The organism is Kineosporia rhizophila (assembly GCF_021277265.1).
GTDB lineage: Bacteria > Actinomycetota > Actinomycetes > Actinomycetales > Kineosporiaceae > Kineosporia > Kineosporia rhizophila.
On sequence record NZ_JAJSOH010000028.1, the window covers coordinates 83,848 to 104,626 of the forward strand.

Here is a 20,779-nt window from a genome sequence, read left to right on the forward strand (position 1 = left end):
TCCGTCCGCCGTTCTCCACAGTTGGTGCCGATAGGTTCCGGGGGTGATGTCTGAAACGACGACGACGCCGCAGACCACCGAGCACGTCCGCGTGACCCGCCAGGGCAGCGCCGGGCGCATCACGCTCACCCGCCCCCAGGCGATCAACGCGCTCACCCACGAGATGATCCGCACGATCGCCGCCGCCCTGAGCGCCTGGGCCGCCGACGAGTCGATCGACTGCGTGATCATCGACGCCGAGGGCCCCCGCGGATTCTGCGCCGGCGGCGACATCAAGGCCGTGTCCATCTCGGCCCTGTCCGACGGCGGCGTCGGCGCCCGCGCCCTGTGGTGGGACGAGTACCGGATGAACGAGCAGCTGGCCCGGTACCCGAAACCGGTGATGACCCTCATGCACGGCGTCACGTTCGGCGGCGGGGTGGGCCTGGGCTGCCACAGCACACCCCGGGTGGTCACCCACGACACCCGGATGGCGATGCCCGAGACCCTCATCGGGCTGGTCCCGGACGTCGGTGGACTGTGGCTGCTCTCGCGCGACCCGGCCGGCGACCGAGGCGAGCTGGGCACCCACCTGGCCCTGACCGGACTGCCCGTAGGACCCGGCGACGCGATCCACCTGGGGCTGGCCGACGTCCAAACGCCCTTCGAGGTCTTCGCCGAACTCGCCGCCGCCACCTCCTGGAAGGCCGCCCAGGACATCCTGGACACCCAGGCCGACACGCCCGAGCCCGCCGCGCTGGCCGCCGACGCCGAATGGATCAACCGCTGCTACGGCGGTGACGACGTGGCCGCCATCATCGAGCGCCTGCACAACGACCCGCACCCCCAGGCCCGGGCCGCGGCGCAGGTCCTGCTCACCCGCTCGCCCACCGCTCTGCAGATCACCCTGGCCGCGATCCGCCGCGCCGCCGGGCACCAGGACCTGCGCGAGACCCTGACGCAGGACTACCAGGTGATGTCGCACAGCCTGGACCGCGACGACGTCCGCGAGGGCATCCGCGCCCAGGTGGTGGACAAGGACCGCAACCCCCGCTGGAACCCGGCCCAGGTGCAGGACGTGGACCCGGCCGTGGTGACGCACGCCTTCACCCCGGCCCCCGGCGGGGACCTGACCTTCTCCTGACGTCCGGGTGACAATGCGGGTTCAGTTTCCTTGAACAACCACTTGTGGAACGGACCCCCTTGAACCAGAAGATCGCAGTAAGCGTCGTCTTCACCTCGGCGATGTTCATCAACATCCTCGACGCCACCATCGTCAACGTCGCCCTGCCGGGCATGGCCCGGGACTTCGGCACCACCTCGACCGCCATCGACAGCGTCGCCATCTCCTACATGGTCAGCCTCGCCGTCTTCATCCCGGCCTCCGGCTGGCTCGGCGACCGCTTCGGCGCCCGCCGCGTCCTGCTCACCGCCATCGCCCTGTTCACCATCGCCTCGGCGCTGTGCGGACTGGCCACGAACCTCAGCCAGCTGGTGGCCTTCCGGATCCTGCAGGGCGTGGGCGGCGGCATGCTCGCCCCGGTCGGCATGACCCTGCTGTTCCGCGCCTTCCCCCCGCACGAACGGGTCCGGGCCTCCTCGATCCTGACCATCCCCACCGCCCTGGCCCCCGCCCTGGGACCGGTCCTCGGCGGGCTGCTGGTCACCCACTACTCCTGGCACTGGGTGTTCTGGGTCAACATCCCGATCGGCATCGCCGCCCTCGGGTTCGGCCTGCTCTTCCTCCAGGAGCCCCCGCGCGAGCAGGCCGGGCGCTTCGACCTGCCCGGCTTCCTGCTGTGCGGGGTGGGCCTGGCCACGTTCATGTTCGGCCTGTCCGAAGGCCCCAAACGCGGCTGGGCCTCCCCGGAGATCCTGGCCACCCTGATCGGCGGCCTGACCGTCCTGAGCGCCGCGGTGATCACCGAGAGCCGCACCCGCGAGCCGATGGTCGCCGTCCGCCTGCTCGGCAACCGGCTGCTGCGCTCGGCCAGCCTGGTCAGCGTGGCCGCGTCGATGGCCTTCCTGGGCACGCTCTACGCGATCTCGCTGTACTTCCAGGACGGGCGGGGCATGGACCCCCTCCAGGCCGGCCTGTCCGTGTTCCCCGAGGCCGTCGGCGTGATGATCGGCGCCCAGATGGCCAGCCGCCTGGTCTTCCCCCGCCTCGGCCCCCGCCTCACCGTGAGCCTCGGCCTGATCGGCGTCACCCTCAGCTGCGCCCTGCTGGCCACCCTCGGCACCGGCACCAGCCTCTGGCCGGCGCGCCTCTACATGGTCACGCTCGGCCTGTCGATGGCCCACGTGTTCGTCACCAGCCAGGCCGTCGCCTTCGCCACCATCTCCCCGGCCCAGACCGGCCAGGCCTCCACCCTCTTCAACACCCTGCGCCAGATCGGCGGCGCCGCCGGCGTCGCGTTCCTGACCACCAGCATGATCACCGTCGGAACCACCACGGCCACCGGAGCCCCGAACGTGGACGCCTACCGGGTCGCCTTCGCCGTGGCCGCCGGCTGCGCCCTGATCGCCCTGGCCATCGCCCAGACCATCAAGGACGCCGACGCCCGCGCGGCCACCCGGCAACCCGCGGCCACGCCCGCCTCGGCCGACACACGCGCACCCGCCTGAGGGACACCGTGGCGTGCGGCGCACCGCAGAAGGGTCGATGCTGCCCGGATGCGTAAGTGGACACCGCTGCTGGCGGTCTGCATGGGCACCTTCATGCTGCTCATCGACATCACCATCGTCAACGTCGCCCTGCCCGACATCACCAGCGACCTGCAGGCCGACTTCAGCCACGTCCAGTGGGTGATCGACAGCTACGCACTCAGCCTCGCCGCGCTGCTGCTCGGCGCCGGCGGACTGGCCGACGCGATCGGCCGGCGACGCGTCTACGTCGCCGGCCTGACCATCTTCGCCGCCGCCTCGGTGGCCTGCGGCCTGGCCCAGGACGTCGACACCCTGATCGCCGGCCGCGCCGTCCAGGGCATCGGCGGCGCCGCCATGTTCGCCACCACCGTCGCCCTGATCAACGTCTCCTACGAAGGCCGCGACCGCGCCACCGCCTTCGGCCTGTGGGGCGCGGTCAGCGGCGCCGGAGCCGGAGCCGGGCTGGTCATCGGCGGCATCCTGACCGACCTGCTCTCCTGGCGCTGGGCGTTCTGGGTCAACCTGCCGGTCTCGGTCCTCGCCGTGGTCCTGACCCTCATGGTCTTCACCGAGACCGCCCGCCGCCGGGTCCGGCTCGACGTACCCGGCATGCTCACCTTCACCGCCGCGGCCGCCCTGGTCACCTACGCCATCATCGAGGCCGGCGAGCAGGGGTGGACCGCCCGCGTCCCCGTCCTCACCGCGCTCGGCGGCCTCCTGGCCCTGGCCCTGTTCGTGGTGCTGCAGCGCCGCAGCGAGAACCCCCTGATCGACCTGGGCCTGCTCGCCCGGCCCGTCTTCGCCGGAGCCGTCCTGGCCGCCGCCGTCCTCTCGTGCGCCGCGTTCGGCTCCAGCGTCCTGATCTCGATCTGGCTGCAGTCCGTCGTCGACCTCAGCCCCCTGACCGCCGGCCTGGCCCTGCTGCCCCTGTCCCTGGTGTCGTTCGCCGTCTCCGGCGGCCTCAGCAGCCGCCTGCACCACGTCCCGGTGGCCCGGCCGATCGGCGCCGGACTCTTCCTGATCGGCTGCGGCAGCCTGCTCATGCTGCTCGTACAGCCCGGCAGCTCCTGGACCGCCCTGCTGCCCGGCCTGCTGGTGGTGGGCCTGGGCGTCGGCCTCGCCGCCCCACCCCTGACTTCCGCAGCGCTGTCGGCCGTACCCCTGCAGCGCAGCGGCATGGCCTCCGGCGTGCTCAACACCTCCCGCCAGCTCGGCACCGCCTTCGGCGTGGCCATCCTCGGCTCGGTCTTCACCTCCCTGGCCGCCGACACCCTGGCCGACAACGACGTGCCCGCCGCCTCCCAGGTCGCCTCGGCGGTGTCCGGGGGACAGACCCACACCGTCATCCAGGCCGTGCCGTCCGGACAGCAGGCCCAGGTCGAGCAGGCGATCCACGAAGCCTTCGCCAGCGGCCTGCACGGCGCCTTCCTGGTGGCCGGGCTGGTCGGGATCGCCGGAGCCGCGATCGCCTTCGCCCTGCTGCGGAAGGGAACCAGCGTCGAGGAGCCCGACCCGATGGCCCGGGCCGAGGCCTGATTCCGCGGCCTACTCCAGGACAGGAGGACGTTCGAGGACGGCGTCGACACCAGGCTGCTCGTCGTTGCACAGCACCACCAGATCAAGGCGGCTGTCGGGCAGGTGGGCCAGCAGCGACTGGTAGCCGGGATTGTCACCGGGAACGAACCACGCTGCATGCCCCCGGACCTGCCCGACGAAGGTGCCGTAACCGTAGGCGGCGGCCCCGTTCTGCTCAGACAGTGCGACCTGAGGCTTCCAGAGCAGAGCCTGGGCGTCTGCAGCGAGCAACCGGCCCCCGCGCAGTGCGCGGCTGTAGTTCAGCAGATCTGCAGCGGTCGTCCACAGATCGCCGGTACCGGGAATCTGCGTCCACCCCGGGTCCACGTCGATCCGCAGACCCGCACGGTGGCCTACGGCCGCATCGGCTGGCACCCCGTGGCCAGAGGTGGACGAGGTCATCCCGGCGGGGCCGAAGACGAGATCAGCGACCAAATCTCGGTAGGCGTGTCCGGTCACCGCCTCCAGAACCCGGGCGGCCAGGAAGAACCCCGGACCGCTGTACCGCCAGCTCCTTCCCGGTGGGGTGAGTAAACCCGTCTCGGCGATCAGGGCCTGCAAAGTTTCGGCCGCCGGAGGGCTTTCCGGCCGTCGACCTTCGGCGTACGGTGCGCGCAGGTCGGCCCAGTGCCCGGTACCCGAGGTATGGGTCAGCAGGTGGTGCAGGGTGACCTGGTCGAAGGCCGGTGGCAGCTCGGGCAGCCATGCTCTGATCGGCCGGCCCAACTGCAGACGGCCACGTTGCTGCAGGGCCAGGGCGACCACGGAAAGAACCTGCTTACTGACGGACGAGGCCTGGAACCGCAGATGGGGACCACAGGGGCTGCTGTCCGGGCCGTCGGCGAAGCCGCTGGACTCCTCGTGCACGATCCCGCCCGGGCCGGCCACGAGGAGCGTTCCCGACCATGGCGCGATCGAATCCGACCAGGTGCTCTCCATACCCCGCGACGTTAGCTCTCCGAACGATCCCGCTGGGCCTTGCCCGAGGCTTCCTTCAGGGCCCTTCCATGGGCGTCGTGGGGCGCTGCACCTCTACTGGTGTGACCTGCGCAGGCCTGTCGTGTCGCTCAGGTGGCCCGGCTCGTCCATTGCTGCTGCTTGTTCTTTCATTCGATGCGACGGCCTGTTATCGCTATCTTCCGAGACGGTGGTCGCGGGACGCCCGCGACCACCGTCGGCGAAAGTGCGCTCAGCGTGCGAAGCGGTCCACCAGACGGGTCAGCTCCTTGGCGTTCTCGTCAAGCGTGCGGGCCGCGTCGCGTGAACTGCCCACCGCCTGCAGCGTGCTGGCCACCGTGTCCTTGACCTCGTTGATGCCCACCGTGATCTGCGACCCGCCCGAGGTCACGATCTGCACGCTGCGGCTCATCTCCGCGGTCACCGCGCTCTGCTCCTCCACCGCGCCGGCGATGGCGTCCTGGTAGCCGCTGACCCGCTCGATCGCCTCACCGATGGCCGTGATCGCCGCCACCGCATCGTCCGTGTCCGCCTTGATCGCGTTCACCCGTGAGGTGACGTCAACCGTGGCCTCGGCGGTCTGCCGGGCCAGCTCCTTGACCTCGTTGGCCACCACCGCGAAGCCCTTGCCCACCTCACCGGCCCGCGCCGCCTCGATCGTGGCGTTCAGTGCCAGCAGGTTCGTCTGCCCGGCGATCGCGTTGATCACCTCGATCACGTCGACGATCTGCGCGCTGGAGTTACCCAGCCGGTCGATCACCGTACGGGCCTGCTCGGTGCGCTGCACGGTCTCCTGGGCCACGGACGCCGCCTGGGTGGCGTTGCGGGCGATCTCACCGATCGCCGCGGACATCTCGGTCGCCCCGGCCTCCATCGTCAGCATGGTGCGGGACATCTCGTCGGCCTCGGACGACACGTGCCCGGTGCGCGCCGCCACCGCGTCCGCCGCCCCCGACACCTCGTCACCCACGCTCGAGACCTGACCGGCCGCCCGGGCCACACCGGTGGCGGTGGTGGCCATGTCGGCCAGCAGCGAGCGGATCTCCCCCACCGCCGTGTTCAGCGCCGCACTCATCTGGCCGATCTCGTCCGTGCCCTCCGTGACCTGCACGTTCAGGTCACGATGGGCCACCTTGTCCAGGGCCCCGGTGAGCGTCGAGAGCCGGTTGGCCGTGCGCCGGGCCCAGTACCAGGCCAGACCGCCACCGACCACCGCCAGCAGCACCGCGGCGATGACGAAGATGGTCAGCATGCTCGTACGGCCGTCGCTCAGAGCCTGCGCGGCCGCGGCGTAGTCGGGGTTGTAGGTCTGCACGGCGATGGCCCAGGTGTACGGGGCGTAGTACATGACCCGCATCGTGCTGTCGGCCGCCGGAACGTTGTCGGTACCCGGTAGGCGGAAATCACCCGACCACGACTCGCCCTCGCCCAGGTCGGCGGCGGCATCGACGATCTGCTGCACGTACGGCTTGCCGTCGGCGTCCACCGCCTCCAGCGGCTGGTCGCCCGCCGGGGCCGGCAGCCCCGAGGCGATGATCCGGCCACGGTCGGCGGCACCGTTGCTGTAGATCGAGATACCACCGTGCTGACCGATCTTGGTCGCGGCGATGCTCTCGGTGAGTTCCTTGATCGCGTCGGCCTGCGGGACCCCGAAGAAGACGGCGCCGACCACGTCGCCGTCGGCGTTCTTGAGCGGGTCGTAGGCCGTGACGTACCAGGTGCCCACCACCTGGGCCACACCCCGGTAGGGCTTGCCCGCCTTGATCGCGGCCACCACCGCGTTCGGGGCGCCGTCGGCACCGACCGAGGGGATGTAGGTGCCGATGGCCCGCTGACCGTCGGCGTTCGGGACGTTCGTGGCCACCCGCAGCAGGTCGCCGTCGGCGTTCATCCGCTGGAAGATCGTGACGGCGCCACCGACCTTGGCGGCCATCGAGTCCACGGTCGGGGTGGCCCGCTTCACGTTGCGGTTCTGGCCCAGCCAGGTGCCGTCCACACTGACCCGGGGCAGGCTCACGCTCCGGGCCTTCTGCGTCACCTGGTTCACCGCGTTCCAGGTGACCGAGGGGCCGCCGAGCTGCAGACCGCCCTTCTCGGCGAGGTCGGCCAGCAGCACCGTGTTGGCCCGATTCACGCTCTCCTGCGTGGCCGCCCCGGCGTTCGACACCAGCTGGTAGACCTGGGACGCCAGGCTGTCGAGCTCGTTGTCCCGCTGCCCGGCGATCGTCTCGTCGGCCTTGTCGCTGAAGACACGGCTCTGCCAGGCCGCCACACCCCCCAGCACGACAGAGGTCAGAACGATGCTCCCGACGCCCAGGAGCAGCAGGGTGGTCCGCAAGGACACGGTCCGCGACAGTCTTCTCACGCCACTCCATCGACCGCACTCCCACGGGACTGAAACAAGAATCTGGGCGGATAAACCCCCAAATGGCCCTAGCGCGGCTACGGGCAGCTACGTATGGACGTCCGAACGCCCGGTTTGGTGGACATTTGCGGCGTTCCCCGAACACGTGGGGTTGCCCGGCATCGGCCCGCAACCGGCCACGCCCGCCCCGGCCGGCCTCCCTGCCGCCCGACCGGTCACGGCCGTGTCGTCGTGCCCGCCCGGCGCCCGGCCCGGCAGGATCAGGTGCGTAGTCGCAGGAGTGTCCGAGTTCCGAGTAACAAGGGGTTGTCGTGGATCGTCGCTGGGTGGCTGTTGCCTTCGGTGGGCCTGAGGTACTGGAACTGCAGCAGTTCGAAGCGCCCGCCCCAGGACCCGGCGAGGTGCGGATCGCGGTGCGGGCGGCCGGGATGAACCCGGCGGACGTCAAGGGCTTCGCCGCAGGCGCGGGCAAGGATCCGGCGGTGCTGCCCAAGGTGATCGGCCTGGAGGTGGCCGGAGTGGTGGACGCCGTCGGCGAAGGCGCGGGGTTCGCGGTCGGCGACGAGGTGCTGGCGTACCAGGTGCGCGGCGGGTACAGCAGCCGCATCACGGTGCCGGCCGGCGACGTGTTCCGTAAGCCGGCCGGGATGAGCTTTCCCGAGGCGGCGAACCTTCTGCTGACCGGGGTCACGGCAGCGGACATGCTGCAGGTGACCGGCGTGATCTCAGGCGACACCATCGTCGTCCACGGAGCCTCCGGCGCGGTCGGCGTCAGCCTGCTGCAGCAGGCCCGACTGCTCGGCGCCCGAGTGGTGGGAACGGCCTCCGAGCGCAACTTCGACCTGGTGCGCTCGTTCGGCGCGATCCCCGTGCGCTACGGCGACGGGCTGGCCGAACGTCTGCGCGAGGTCGCACCCCAGCGCTACGTCGCGGCGCTGGACACCGCCGGGACCGACGAGGCCGCGGACGTGTCGCTGGACCTGGTCCCGGACCGGCGGCGGATCGTCACGATCGCCAACTTCGCCCGGGCCCGCCGCGACGGCTTCCTCGCCGTGGGCGGCACCACCCCGGAAAGCCGGGACTTCCGCAACCGGGCCCGCCGGCCCCTGCTCGAACTGGCCGCCGCCGGTGACCTCAAGGTCCCGGTCGGGCGCACCTTCGCCCTGGACGAGGCACCGGCCGCCGTCGAGGCGCTGATCGGCGGGCACGGTACCGGCAAGCTCGCCCTGACCGTCTAGGCCGACCCGGCGACCAGGGTCCGTTGGGCAGGCCCGGCCCGAGAGGGAACGGGCCGCTCGGAGCGCCCTTGCTGAGACGGCTTCAGCTGCAACGGATCCCGCCGAGGCCGCCCCGGCGGCAACGGATGCCGCTGGGACGGTTCCGGCTGGGGCAGCACTGAGCCCGGTGGCCTGAGGGTGGATGCGGTCGGCGCCGGCCCGGGCCGAGCCTGGGCCGCCGGGGGTTCGGACGCCTCCAGCCGGGGCCGGGCGGTCCCGGACGGGAAGAGCCCGGACCGTCAGCCAGGCCAGCATTGCCAGGCCGATCACCAGGTACGCGTTCGTGACCGGCACGAGCGGGATCGGCCCGAGGTCACGTGGCAGCCACCACATCGGCGACAGCACCAGGACCGCACCCACCCCGCGGGCCGCCCACACCCGTCCGTCCCTGACCAGCACGACCAGGGCCGGCAGCGCCCACACCCAGTGATGGCTCCACGAGACCGGCGAGACCATCAAGCTGGTCAGGCCCGCCGCGGCGAAGGCAGCGGCCCAGTCACCCCGGCGGGCATAACGGATCGCGAGCGCCAGCCCACCCGCCAGGAACAGGAGGGGCACCAGCAGGAACCAGTCACCGACGTTCTCCCGGCCCCCGGCCAGCCGCACCACCGCCCCGAACGGAGACTGGTTGCTGATATAGGGAACACCCACCCGCGAGGAGTCGTAGAACACCTCCCGCCAGTACAGCCACGACGCCTCCGGATCAGCCAGAACTCCTGCGAGAGTGCAGACTAGAAAGGTCAGCCCCGCCACGCACGCCGCGCGCACCCGGCCGGCCAGCAGCAGAAGAACCACGAACACCCCTGGCGTCAGCTTGATCGCCACCGCGACCCCCAGGCCCACGCCCACCCCTCGCCCCCGGCCCTCGGCGAACCGGCGCACATCGAAAAGCACCAGCGCGAGCAGGAACAGATTGATCTGGCCGAGGAACAGCGTGTGCCAGACCGGCTCCAGCAGCAGACCACCCGCCACACACCAGCCGAACGCTCTGCGGGACAACCGGATCCGGGCCAGCAGCAGCATCTCGCGGCAGGCCCACGCGAAGGCGGCGACCGAGGCCAGCTCCCACAGCAGCCGGGCCGGCACCAGCGCAAGCCACGACAGAGGCCCGAAGGCCGCGGCCGCGAAGGGCGTGTACGTGAAGAACAACCCGGCCTGACGCTGCAGGTACAGCTCACTGCCGGAACCGACGGCCTGCCCGCCGAGCCGGTAGATGAAGAAGTCGAACGGGTTCCACAGCAGGCTGAAGACCACCACCGCGAGCACCTGAAAACCCAGTACCCGGCCCGGGCCGACTCGGTCGAGTGTGCCCAGGATTCCTTGCCAGAGCCTGCTTTTCGCCATGCCCACAGGCTGGCCCGAGCGCCCCCACCGGCACATCGGCCCACGGACTGCATCCCGCAGGCGTCACCGGCATCCCCACCGGCATCCCACAGGAGTAAGCCTGCGGGCCACCTGACGACCTGGGGCCACTCAGCGCCCGGGGGCCACCAGCCCGAACTCGTAGGCGAGGATGACCAGCTGCACCCGGTCGCGGGCATCGAGCTTGGTCAGCAGGCGGGCCACGTGCGCCTTGGCGGTGGCCGGGCTGATCACCAGCCGGGTCGCGATCTCGGCGTTCGACAGGCCGCTGCCGACCAGGGTCAGGACCTCCTTCTCGCGCTCGGTGACGGCTCTCAGGGACGCGGCCGCAGGCTGCACCGGCCCGTCACCCGGGTCGGGGTCCGGCCTCCGGCCCGCGCCAGCACCGGCCCAGCGCCCGCGACCGGCCCGTCGTTCCCCCTCGGCCGGGGCCGGGCCACGCCCGATGAGGTCGTCGACCAGCCGCCTGGTCAGGCTCGGCGCGATGAGCGCGTCTCCCGCCGCGACCACCCGGATCGCGGCCAGCATGTCGTCCAGCGCCACGTCCTTCACCAGGAATCCGCTGGCCCCGGCCTGCAGCGCCCCGTACAGGTACTCGTCGTCGTCGAACGTGGTCAGCACCAGGACCCGGGTGGCGGGATGCCGCTCGGCGATCAGCCGGGTCGCCCCGATGCCGTCCAGCCGCGGCATGCGCAGATCCATCACCACCACGTCGGGCCGCAGGCTCTCGGTCAGCTCGACGGCCTGAAGACCGTCACCGGCCTCGCCCACCAGCTTCAGGTCGTCGGTCTCGGCCAGCAGCACGCGAAGCCCGGCCCGGATCAGCGGCTGATCGTCCGCCAGCACCACGGTCACACTCACCGGCTCATCCTCGCACCGCCGCAGCCCCCGTACCGAGAGCCACCATCGGCAGCACACCCGCGCGACAAACCAGTCCAGCCAGTCCAGCCGGTCGAGCAGGTTCGAGCCGGCCGGGAACTCACCCCACCGCAGGCGGGGCGGTTCAGCCGCTCGCGGGGATGGGCAGGCGGGCGGAGACCCGGAAGCCGCCCTCGGCCCGCGGTGCCGCGCTGAACTGCCCGCCCAGCAGCACCGCCCTCTCGCGCATGCCGACCAGGCCGTACCCGGCACCGCCCGCCTCGGCGCTGCCACGGCCCTCGTCGAGCACCTCGATCGCGAGTTCCTCGGCCGTGAAGTCGAGACGCACCAGGCACCGTGGGGTGGCGGCGTGGCGGATCACGTTGGTCACCGACTCCTGCACGATCCGGAACGCCGACAGCTCCAGGTCGCCCGGCAGGTCGCGGACCGCGCCCAGCCGCTCCACCTCGACGGCCACCCCGGCCTCCCGCGCGGTGCCGACCAGCCGCCCGAGGTCGCCCAACCCGGGCGCGGGGGCCATCGGCGCACCTTCCGGATCGGCCCGGCGCAGGGCCGCGAGCGTACGCCGCAGCTCGGCGAGGGTCTGCCGGCTGAGGCCCTCGATGGCGCTGAGAGCGTTGCGGGCCTCGGCGGGCTGGGTCTCGATGACCCGGCTGCCCATGCCCGCCTGGAAGGCGATCGCCCCGAGGCTGTGCGCGATCAGGTCGTGCATCTCCCGGGCGATCCGCAGCCGCTCGGCCTCGATCGCGAGCTCGGTCTCCCGCAGCCGGGCCGCGACGGCGCGGCGCCGGGCATCGCCGGCCGAGTTGGCCACCAGCCAGACGACCAGCAGGACCAGGAGGACCACCGGCGCGGCCTGGGCCAGGTCGATGCCGTTCATCTGCCAGGCGAACAGCAACCCCTGCACCACCGCCGACACCAGCAGCGCCGGCAGCGAGACCCTCCAGGTACGGCGCCAGGCCAGGACGGCGACGGCCACGTTGATCGAGGCCAGGGACAGGAGGGTCACCCCCTCGTCGTGGGAGTACCAGGTGGCCAGCAGCGGTGCCATGGCCACCGTGACCGCCCAGCAGGTCACCGGCCGGCTGAACTGCAGGTACAGCGCCGACCCCAGCAGCAGCACCGTGGTGACCATCGCGTTCGGCCCGAACGAACCCACCACCACCACGAACACGGCCAGGAGCCCGGCGCCCCGCAGGATGCGCCCCGCCCAGCGCCGGCTGGTCGCCCCTCGCCCGGGCCGGGCCGTCAAGGTGTCCACCCGGTCAAGGTAGCCAGAACCGCCCCCACACACATCGGCCCGCAGGCGTACGCCCACAGGCCACAACCCCCGTCCGGAGAAGAAAGTTTGGACCACGCCTCAACCTCCGGCCCACCCGCACGTGCCTCAACAGGTGCGACGGGCATTTCGGGCAAGTCGCCGTCCGTAAGCATTGACGCCTCACCCCCGACCACCTTGACTGGTCACCGCACGGCAGGGGTTTTCGCGTCTTCAACGTCGAAGGTGGAGCCTGATGAGCAGTACGCAGCAGTCCCGGCACGACGGGCCCAGCGGGCACGAGGAGGATGACCGGCCCGGCCCCACGCCAGCGCCCACCGACGCCCGTCCCGGCCTGCTGCCTGCCCCGGCTCCCGTGCAGCTCATCGACCCGTCGGGGGCTGCCTGCGCCGAGACCGCCCTCTCCCGGCCCGATCACGCGACCCTGGCCCGGCTCTACCGGGCGATGGCCGTCGGCCGCCGTCTCGATGCCCAGATCACGGCCCTCACCAGACAGGGCCGGCTGGCGGTCTACCCGTCCTCCCGCGGGCAGGAGGCCTGCCAGGTGGGCGCCGCACTGGCACTACGCGGTCAGGACTGGCTGTTTCCCACCTACCGCGACTCGGTGGCCGTCTTCACGCGGGGCGTAGACCCGCACGAGGTCCTGGTCAGCTTCCGCGGAGACTGGCACTGCGGCTACGACCCGTACGAGCACCGGGTGGCGCCGCAGTGCACCCCGCTGGCCACGAACACCCTGCACGCGGTGGGGCTGGCCCATGCCGCCCGGCTGCGCGGGCAGGACACGGTCGCGCTGGTCCTGCTCGGCGACGGCGCCACCAGCGAGGGAGACACCCACGAGGCCCTGAACTTCGCCGCGGTCTGGAAGGCCCCGGTGGTGTTCCTGGTCCAGAACAACGGCTACGCGATCAGCGTCCCCCTGGCCAAGCAGAGCGCGGCCCCCTCCCTCGCCCACAAGGGCATCGGCTACGGCATCCCCTCCCACCTCGTCGACGGCAACGACGTGGCGGCCGTGTACGCAGCCGTGCGGCAGGCCGTCGAGCACGCCGCCGCGGGCGGAGGCCCGGTCCTGATCGAGGCCCGCACCTACCGCGTCGAGGCCCACACCAACGCCGACGACGCCACCCGCTACCGGCACGACGACGAGGTCGCCTACTGGCTGGAACGCGACCCCCTGCGCCGCCTCGAACTGTTCCTCGAGCACCAGGGGCACCCGCTCGACCTGGTGCAGATCTCCGCCGAGGCCGAAGAGGTGGCCGCAAGCGTGCGAGCCCGCAGCACCGGCGGCGTCGCACCCGAACCGGGCGCCCTGTTCGAGCACGTCTACGCCGACCCACCGGCTTCCCTCGCCCGGCAGCGGGCCGATCTGCAGGACGAACTCCAGCGCGACGAGGAGGCCACCGCATGAGTACCACCGTGCAGCCCGTCAAGGCCGTCGAAAGTGCCGCGGCACAGTCCTTCTCCCTGGCCGGGGCCCTGAACCGCGCGCTGGGCGACGCCCTGGCCGAGGACGAGCGCGTGGTGGTCCTCGGTGAGGACGTGGGGCCGCTGGGCGGCGTGTTCCGGGTCACCGACGGCCTGGCCGCGCGTTTCGGCGACACCCGGGTGTGGGACACGCCGCTGGCCGAGTCCGGCATCGTGGGCACCGCCATCGGCATGGCCATGAACGGCCTGCGTCCCGTGGTCGAGATGCAGTTCGACGCCTTCGCCTACCCCGCGTTCGAGCAGATCACCAGCCACCTCGCCAAGATGCACAACCGAACCAGAGGACGAGTGGCCCTGCCCATGGTGGTCAGGATCCCCTACGGCGGTGGCATCGGTGGGGTCGAACACCACTGCGACTCCTCCGAGGTCTACTACACCCACAGCGCCGGCCTGCGCGTGGTCACCTGCTCCACCCCCGGCGACGGCTACCGCCTGCTCCGCCTGGCCATCGACTGCCCCGACCCGGTGATCTTCCTCGAACCCAAACGCCGCTACTGGGCCAAGGAGACCACCGAGCTCACCACCGACGGCCCCTCGATCGGGCAGGCCCAGATCGTGCGGTCGGGCCGGGACGTCACGGTCATCACCTACGGCGGCACCGTGGCCACCGCGCTGGAGGCCGCCACGGCAGGCGCCGAGGAGGGCTACGACCTGGAAGTCGTCGACCTGCGCAGCCTGAACCCGTTCGACGACGAGACCGTCACCGCCAGCGTGCGCCGCACCGGCCGCGCCGTCGTCGTGCACGAGGCCGGAGGCTTCTGCGGCTACGGCGCCGAGGTCGCCGCCCGCCTCACCGAGCAGTGCTTCCACCACCTGGCCGCACCGATCCTGCGCGTCACCGGATTCGACATCCCCTACCCGCCACCCAAACTGGAGGCCCACCACCTGCCCAGCCCCGACCGGATCCTCGACGCCGTGAGCCGCCTGCAGTGGGAGGACGAGAATGCCTGACTTCCTGCTGCCCGACCTGGGCGAGGGCCTGACCGAGGCGGAGATCGTGGGCTGGCTGGTGCAGGTCGGCGACGAGGTCACCATCGACCAGCCGGTGGTGGAGGTGGAGACCGCGAAAGCCTCGGTGGAGGTACCGGTCCCGTTCGCCGGCACCGTCACGGTGCTGCACGCCGAACCCGGGGTGATGCTGCCCGTCGGCGCACCACTCATCAGCGTGGCCGAGAAGGGAGCCGACGAGGCGCTGGGGAGAGCCGGCACCGAGGCTGGTGGTGACAGCGGTGCTCACCACCGGGACCACGGCAGCAGCGGCAGCAGCGGCGGCACCGTTGTCGAGGGCAGCAGTATCGGCTGGGCCAGCGGGATCACCGGGACCGAGCAGGCCAACAGGGCTGGCCAGGCCGCCGGGGTCAACAGGATCGGGGAGGCTGACAACGCCGACAGGATCGGCGAAGCCGAGATCGGCTCGATGGGCGGACTACGCGAACCCGGCATCGAGATCGCCCCGCCCCAGCCCACAAGCACCGGCACAGACCCTGGCGAAGGCACCGGCGAAAGCGTCGGCGGAGGCACCGGCGCCGGTGAGGCGAGCGGCAACGTGCTGATCGGTTACGGCACGCCGGCTACCGCCCGAACCCGGCGCCGCAGGCCGATCCGGACCGGCTGGGCCGCGCCCGGAACGAGAACACCAGACCTCGACGGACGGCTCGAGCCCACCCTGAATGAACCGGGCAACCAGCCGGGCACGGAGCAACGGCCTGGGCGAAAGCCTGAGCGACGACTGGAGCCGGGGCAGGAGCCACGACCTGAGCCAGCGCCGGGACATGCGAACAGCACTGTTGTGCGCGTCATCTCGCCCCTGGCCCGCCGGATCGCTCGCGAGGCCCAGCTCGACCTGCGACTGGTCACCGGCAGCGGACCGGACGGCCTGATCATGCGCGCCGACATCCGTCGTGCCCTCGAGGAACGTGGTGCGGACGCCCGGGCAACCAGCCGGTCCGCTGACCTCTCCGAGCAGGGGGTTCGCAGCGGCGTGGGTGCACCCGCCGAATATGCCGAGCCTGCTGCACATTCACGGTCCGCGGCACATTCACGCCCCACTGCCGACGCACGAGCCACTGTCGACGCTGGACCCGTTACCGACTCGCAGGCCACCACCCACTCACGGCCCGCTGCTGACTCGCAGCGCGCACTGAGGAGCGGGCCCGCAGACCCGGCCGACGACGTCCTCGGGTTTGACCGCCTGCCCCTCACCGGCGTCCGTCGTTTCGCTGCGGAGAAGTTCTCCCGTTCCCGCCGTGAGATCCCCGAAGCCACCATCTGGGTCGACGCCGACGCCACACCGTTCCTGGCCGCTCGCAGCGCCCTGAACAGCTCCGCCCACAACGCCGCCGGCAGCAGCCAGCGGTCAGGCGGGGCGCCGGCCCACTGGGCGTCCCCGGCCCAGCCGGTCAGCCTCGTCGCCCTGCTGGCCCGGTTCGTGGTGGCCGGCCTGCGCCGCTTCCCCGAGCTCAACGCCACCGTCGAGGACGGCGAGATCCACCGTCATCACGCCGTCCACCTGGGCTTCGCCGCCCAGACCGACCGGGGGCTGGTGGTGCCGGTCGTGCGTCACGCCGACCGGCTCACCACTCGGGAGCTGGCCGCCGCCCTGCAGCAGAAGACCGCGGCCGCCCGCGACGGCCGGATCACTCCGGCCGATCTGACCGGCGGCACGTTCACGGTCAACAACTACGGGGTGTTCGGCACCGACGGGGCCGCGGCGATCATCAACCATCCCGAGGCCGCCATCCTGGGCATCGGGCGCATCGTCGACCGGCCGTGGGTGCTCGAGGGGCAACTGGCCGTGCGGAAGGTCACCCAGCTGACGCTGAGCTTCGACCACCGGGTCTGCGACGGGGCCACCGCGGGTGGGCTGCTGCGGTTCGTCGCCGACTGCGTGGAGAACCCGGTCACCGCCCTCGGCGACCTCTGAACCCCGGCCCGGCCCTCGGCCGTCGCAGCCCGCCCACCCCCGACGGAGGCGAAACCTGATGAGATGAACAGGCATTCATGCATTTCGGCCCGCCTTGCCGCCACCGCCACCGGTGATCTAGGTTGACGAGGCCGTGGTGCTCGGGAATTCCGGTGCAGGACCGGAGCGGCCCTCGCCACTGTGATCGGGAAGGTGCCGGTTCGCGTAGTCCGAATCGGGCGCCACTGGGCCCGGCACGACGCCCCGACGAGCTCGTCGAGGTGGCGCGCAGGCCTGGGAAGGTGCACCGGCAGCGTTCGACCCGAGAGCCAGGAGACCGGCCACGGCACTGTTTCGCAACCACGAGGTGCTGGAGGCGGTCCGTTCCATGGACCCTGCACGTTCTGCCAAGACGATCACGACGCTGATCGGGGCGACAATCGTCCTTTCACTGGCCGCCTGCGGCGGTGGCTCCGACGACCAGGCCGCAAGCGGCTCGGGAGAACGCAAGACGCTGCGCTACGCGTACGCCTTCACTCCGGTCGCCGCGCTCAGCCCCTACAGCGACGACGCGGTGACCAGCTACGGCGTGGGCGCCACGGAGACGCTGGTCAAGCTCGACGCCTCCGGTGCGCCGGCCGCCTCACTGGCCACCGGCTGGGAGCAGACCGACCCCGCCACCTGGGAACTCACCCTGCGGGACGGAGTGAAGTTCCAGGACGGCACCGCGATGACAGCCGAGGCCGTGGCCGCGTCCCTGACCAACGCCGCCGAGGCCGAGCCCGCCCCCCGCGCCCTGTCAGGTACTGAGCTGACCGTGAGCGCCGTCGGCGAGAACGCGGTGAGGATCGTCACCAAGACCCCCGACCCGGTGCTCGTCCAGCGCCTCACCTCCCCCGAGCTGGCCATCCTGGCCGAGAAGGCCTACGCCGACCCGGCCTCGCCCTCGGTGGTCGGCACGGGCACCGGCCCGTACACGATGACCGCCCTGAACGGCACCACCTCGGCCGACCTGAGCGCGAACCCGGCCTACTGGGGCGGCGAGCCGGCGCTGGCCGGGATCGAACTGAGCTTCGTGGCCGACGGCGACCAACGGGCCTCGGCGCTGCGGGCCGGGCAGACCGACCTGGCCCAGGCCCTGCCCGCCGACCAGCTCGAGCCGGTCGGGGCCGAGAACGTGCTGGCCGTGCCGCTGCCCCGCACCGTCTCGGTGCACCTGATCCAGAGCTCCCCGGTGTTCTCCGACCCCGGCAAGCGCGAACTGGCCCGCGAGGCGATCGAGGGCCTCGACCTGGCCGGCACCATCTACGCCGGGGCCGCCGACCCGGCCCAGGGCCTGTTCTCCACGGTTTCCACCTGGGCGCAGAACCGCCCGGCCCCCACCTACCCGCAGGCCGAGCCGTGGGGTTCGAGCCAGACCCCGAAGCAGATCACCCTGGCCACCTTCGCCGACCGGCCGGAGCTGGCGGAGATCGCCACCGTCGTGGCCGACCAGTGGCGCAAGGCCGGCTTCGACGTCAAGACGGTGGTGCAGGAGTACAACCAGATGGAGTCCGACTACCTCAAGGGCACCTACGACGCGGTGATCATGAGCCGCTCCTACGGCCAGGACACCGCCGACCCGATCAGCTATCTGCAGGCCGACTTCGGCTGTGAAGGCGGCTACAACCTCAGCCGGTACTGCGACCAGGACCTGGACCAGGATCTCGCCGAGGCCGCCGGGCAGGCCGACGTCGAGACCCGCAACCAGGCCGCCGTGGCCGCCGAGCACACGGTGCTCTCCCAGGTCGCCGTCATCCCGCTGATCCACGACCGCACCCAGTTCGGTGTCGCCGACGGCCTCACCGGCCTGGCCGCCGACCCGTGGGAGCGCGCCGTGATCACCGCCGCGACCGAGCTGGACGACTGACCGCGAACCTGGGCAGCAACCTGAGCAGTCACCTGCGTACCGGGGGCCGATTCGTCCGCGCGGCCCCCGGTACGGTCGGGGCGTTCCTGCTGCTTCTGCTCGTCGTCGCGGCACTTCCCTGGCTGCGCGGCGAAGACCCGGCCCAGACCGTGCTGCGGGTGCGCTACACCGCCCGAGGCGACGACCCGCAGGCCGTCGAGGCGCTGCGCCGGCAACTCGACCTGCCGTCCAACCCGTTCTCCGGTGTCCTGAACTGGCTGCTCAACGCCCTGCGGGGAGACTTCGGCACCAGCTGGGTCAGCAGTCAGCCCGTCGACGACCTGGTGCGCCCAGCGCTGAGCACCTCCCTGACGCTGGCCGGAACTGCCTTGGTGATCGCCGTACTGGTCGCCGGTCTTCTGCTGACCCCTGCCCTGGAACAACCACCGTCCAGAACAGCCCGGCTGCTCACAGGCCCGGTCCCGGCAGCACTCGCAGCCCTGCCGGAAGTAGTGCTCGCCGTCAGCGGGGTCCTGCTTTTCGCCGTCACCTGGAACGTGCTGCCCGTCTTCGGCTGGAACGGCCCGGCGAGCGCGGTTCTCCCGGGTCTGGCTCTGGGACTGCCCGCCGGCGGGCTGCTGGCCAGGATGCTCACGGCCACGGCAGAGCAGACACTGTCTGACCCCTGGGTGCGCAGCTGGCGGGCGAGCGGGCTGGACCGGTGTCCCCTACGGCGGGCTGTGGTGCGGCGTCTGGTCGCGATGGGAGCGCCGCAGATCGTGGTGGTCGGCATGTCGATCGTGGGCTCGTCGGTCGCGGTGGAGAAGGTGTTCTCCATCCCCGGAGCGGGCACGCTCGCCCTCGACGCCGTCCTCGCCGAAGACCTGCCCGTCGTTCAGGCAGTGCTCGCCAGTTTCGTGATGGTCGGGCTGGCCGCTGCGGCGGTAGCTGCGGCAGTGCACCGGGCACTCGCCGTGCCCGAGGCGGAGCGCGCCATCGGGGTAGCCGCCCAGTTGGGGTCAGGGAACTATGGACGTCGGCGCTGGGCAGCCGTCGCACTGCTCACTCTGTTGGTTCTCACCATCGCGGGCGGCCTCTTCCGCGACGGCACCGCGACCGATCTGTCGCTACGCCTGGCCTCCCCCAGCCTGGCGCACCCCTTCGGCGCCGACGCCGTGGGGCACGACCAGTGGGGACGGCTGGCCGAGGGCACCCTGCTGACCGTCTCGCTGGCCGCCGGGATCTCCGCCGTGGCCCTACTCATCGGCGCGCTGGTTGGAACGGTGGGAGGCCTGACCCGCTCGGGTTCTGCCCCGGGCGCCTTGGACGTACTGGCCACGGTGCCCGCGAACCTGGCCGGTCTGCTGGTGGCCGCCGCTCTGGGTCCTGACCTGGCCGGGGCGTGCCTGGCGGTGCTCCTGGTCGCATGGGTTCCCCTGGCCGTGCACGCCCGAACCCTGACCGCGGAAACCCGCTCCGCGGGTTACATCAGCGCCGCCGTCCTCGCCGGCGCCACCCCCTGGCGTCTCCTGCGAGTGCACATCCTGCCCGCCGTACTTTCTCCCCTGCTGCGCCACGCCCTGGTCCGCCTGCCCGCGGCCGCCCTGGGCATCGCAGGCCTGAGCTTCCTCGGACTGGGTGCCGACCCCGACCGCCCCGAACTGGGCGCCATGCTCGCCGCCGGCGTCGGCTACCTCTCCAGCGCCCCCTGGCTGGTCATCGGCCCGGCCGGCGTACTCGTGATCCTGGCCGTCCTCACCAGTTCCGACCGCCCCGAACGCTGACCCGCCAGCGCTGAAGAGCGAAGCATCAGAACGGGATGCGCACAGCCACCAGCAGCCCGAGAACCAGAACGAGCACGGCGAGCACCAGAGACTCCACCCGTATCCCGGCGCGGCGGCGACGCTGCGGGAACACACGAATGCCGAGCCGCGGCATACCTACGCGCGGCAGAGTAGGCAGCCCCAGCCTGGGTGCGGAGGGAAGTCCGAGGCGCGGCAGGGGAGGAAGACCCAGCCGGGGAAGGCGGATACGCCGACGCCGCCGTGAACTCGGCCGACCCCCAGCGCCAGCGGAAGAGAAGATGGGCCGGGATGGAGCTGCAGCCGGGCCCGGGTCAGGCGGTGAGCCAGCCGCGGCCGAGGCACCAGGCGGGCCAGACGTGCCCGGCGCAAAGCCCCCCGCG

The 20,779-nt window shown here is 71.7% G+C and carries 15 protein-coding genes, 1 pseudogene and 1 riboswitch; of the genes and pseudogenes, 10 read left to right on the forward strand and 6 right to left on the reverse strand.

Translation table 11 applies throughout. The annotated features are described in order from the left end of the window. The first annotated feature begins 46 nt into the window (after positions 1-46). The 3 genes from LWF15_RS29145 to LWF15_RS29155 are packed head-to-tail and all read left to right on the forward strand — an operon-like array spanning position 47 to position 4,164. Positions 47-1,123 (forward strand): enoyl-CoA hydratase/isomerase family protein, encoded by a 1,077-nt coding sequence (locus LWF15_RS29145; RefSeq protein ID WP_232814172.1) that lies wholly within the window; start codon positions 47-49, stop codon positions 1,121-1,123. Positions 1,124-1,182: 59 nt separating this feature from the next. Next, complete coding sequence (locus tag LWF15_RS29150) at positions 1,183-2,607, forward strand: DHA2 family efflux MFS transporter permease subunit (protein ID WP_232814173.1); 1,425 nt, start codon at positions 1,183-1,185, stop codon at positions 2,605-2,607. Positions 2,608-2,655: 48 nt separating this feature from the next. Further along, a complete protein-coding gene (locus LWF15_RS29155) occupies positions 2,656-4,164 on the forward strand; it encodes an MFS transporter (protein ID WP_232814174.1) in 1,509 nt (502 codons plus the stop codon). 9 nt (positions 4,165-4,173) lie between these two features. On the opposite strand, the gene LWF15_RS29160 is transcribed toward LWF15_RS29155, so the two are convergent. Beyond that, positions 4,174-5,142, reverse strand: coding sequence for a serine hydrolase domain-containing protein (locus LWF15_RS29160; RefSeq protein ID WP_232814175.1), 969 nt, complete (start codon positions 5,140-5,142; stop codon positions 4,174-4,176). 250 nt (positions 5,143-5,392) lie between these two features. Then, positions 5,393-7,504 carry a methyl-accepting chemotaxis protein gene (locus LWF15_RS29165; RefSeq protein ID WP_232814176.1) on the reverse strand — a complete coding sequence of 704 codons (2,112 nt, stop codon included), beginning with the start codon at positions 7,502-7,504 and terminating at the stop codon, positions 5,393-5,395. A 332-nt stretch (positions 7,505-7,836) separates the two neighbouring features. Here LWF15_RS29165 and LWF15_RS29170 point away from each other — a divergent pair, with 332 nt between their 5' ends. Beyond that, positions 7,837-8,763, forward strand: a complete 927-nt coding sequence (locus tag LWF15_RS29170) for a quinone oxidoreductase family protein (protein ID WP_232814177.1) — start codon at positions 7,837-7,839, stop codon at positions 8,761-8,763. Between the two features lie 322 nt (positions 8,764-9,085). Beyond that, positions 9,086-9,232 carry a hypothetical protein gene (locus LWF15_RS29175; protein ID WP_232814178.1) on the forward strand — a complete coding sequence of 49 codons (147 nt, stop codon included), beginning with the start codon at positions 9,086-9,088 and terminating at the stop codon, positions 9,230-9,232. 74 nt (positions 9,233-9,306) lie between these two features. Here the strand turns inward: LWF15_RS29175 and LWF15_RS38270 are convergent. From LWF15_RS38270 to LWF15_RS29190, 3 genes and pseudogenes are all read right to left on the reverse strand, one after another. After that, positions 9,307-10,182 (reverse strand): annotated as a pseudogene (locus LWF15_RS38270) (glycosyltransferase family 87 protein); the annotation flags it as partial. A 93-nt stretch (positions 10,183-10,275) separates the two neighbouring features. Beyond that, a complete protein-coding gene (locus LWF15_RS29185; RefSeq protein WP_232814180.1) occupies positions 10,276-11,025 on the reverse strand; it encodes a response regulator transcription factor in 750 nt (249 codons plus the stop codon). A gap of 142 nt (positions 11,026-11,167) precedes the next feature. Beyond that, the gene (locus LWF15_RS29190) at positions 11,168-12,304 is read right to left on the reverse strand and encodes a sensor histidine kinase (RefSeq protein WP_232814181.1); all 1,137 of its coding nucleotides are present in this window, start codon (positions 12,302-12,304) and stop codon (positions 11,168-11,170) included. A 253-nt stretch (positions 12,305-12,557) separates the two neighbouring features. Between LWF15_RS29190 and pdhA the strand changes: the two genes are divergently transcribed. The 5 genes from pdhA to LWF15_RS29215 all read left to right on the forward strand — a co-directional run bounded on the left by pdhA (position 12,558) and on the right by LWF15_RS29215 (position 20,378). Beyond that, positions 12,558-13,727 carry a pyruvate dehydrogenase (acetyl-transferring) E1 component subunit alpha gene (gene pdhA, locus LWF15_RS29195; protein ID WP_232814182.1) on the forward strand — a complete coding sequence of 390 codons (1,170 nt, stop codon included), beginning with the start codon at positions 12,558-12,560 and terminating at the stop codon, positions 13,725-13,727. Further along, positions 13,724-14,755, forward strand: coding sequence for an alpha-ketoacid dehydrogenase subunit beta (locus LWF15_RS29200; RefSeq protein WP_232814183.1), 1,032 nt, complete (start codon positions 13,724-13,726; stop codon positions 14,753-14,755). Before pdhA ends, LWF15_RS29200 begins: the two co-directional genes overlap by 4 nt. Next, positions 14,748-16,727, forward strand: a complete 1,980-nt coding sequence (locus LWF15_RS29205; protein ID WP_232814184.1) for a dihydrolipoamide acetyltransferase family protein — start codon at positions 14,748-14,750, stop codon at positions 16,725-16,727. The genes LWF15_RS29200 and LWF15_RS29205 overlap by 8 nt, the downstream gene beginning before the upstream one ends. 117 nt (positions 16,728-16,844) lie before the next feature. Next, positions 16,845-17,066, forward strand: a riboswitch (cobalamin riboswitch). Between the two features lie 28 nt (positions 17,067-17,094). Further along, positions 17,095-18,615, forward strand: coding sequence for an ABC transporter substrate-binding protein (locus tag LWF15_RS29210; RefSeq protein WP_232814185.1), 1,521 nt, complete (start codon positions 17,095-17,097; stop codon positions 18,613-18,615). Continuing rightward, positions 18,570-20,378, forward strand: a complete 1,809-nt coding sequence (locus LWF15_RS29215; RefSeq protein ID WP_232814186.1) for an ABC transporter permease subunit — start codon at positions 18,570-18,572, stop codon at positions 20,376-20,378. Before LWF15_RS29210 ends, LWF15_RS29215 begins: the two co-directional genes overlap by 46 nt. Positions 20,379-20,403: 25 nt before the next feature. Here the strand turns inward: LWF15_RS29215 and LWF15_RS36965 are convergent, their stop codons facing one another. Then, positions 20,404-20,532, reverse strand: a complete 129-nt coding sequence (locus LWF15_RS36965; RefSeq protein ID WP_269811009.1) for a hypothetical protein — start codon at positions 20,530-20,532, stop codon at positions 20,404-20,406. Positions 20,533-20,779 lie beyond the last annotated feature (247 nt).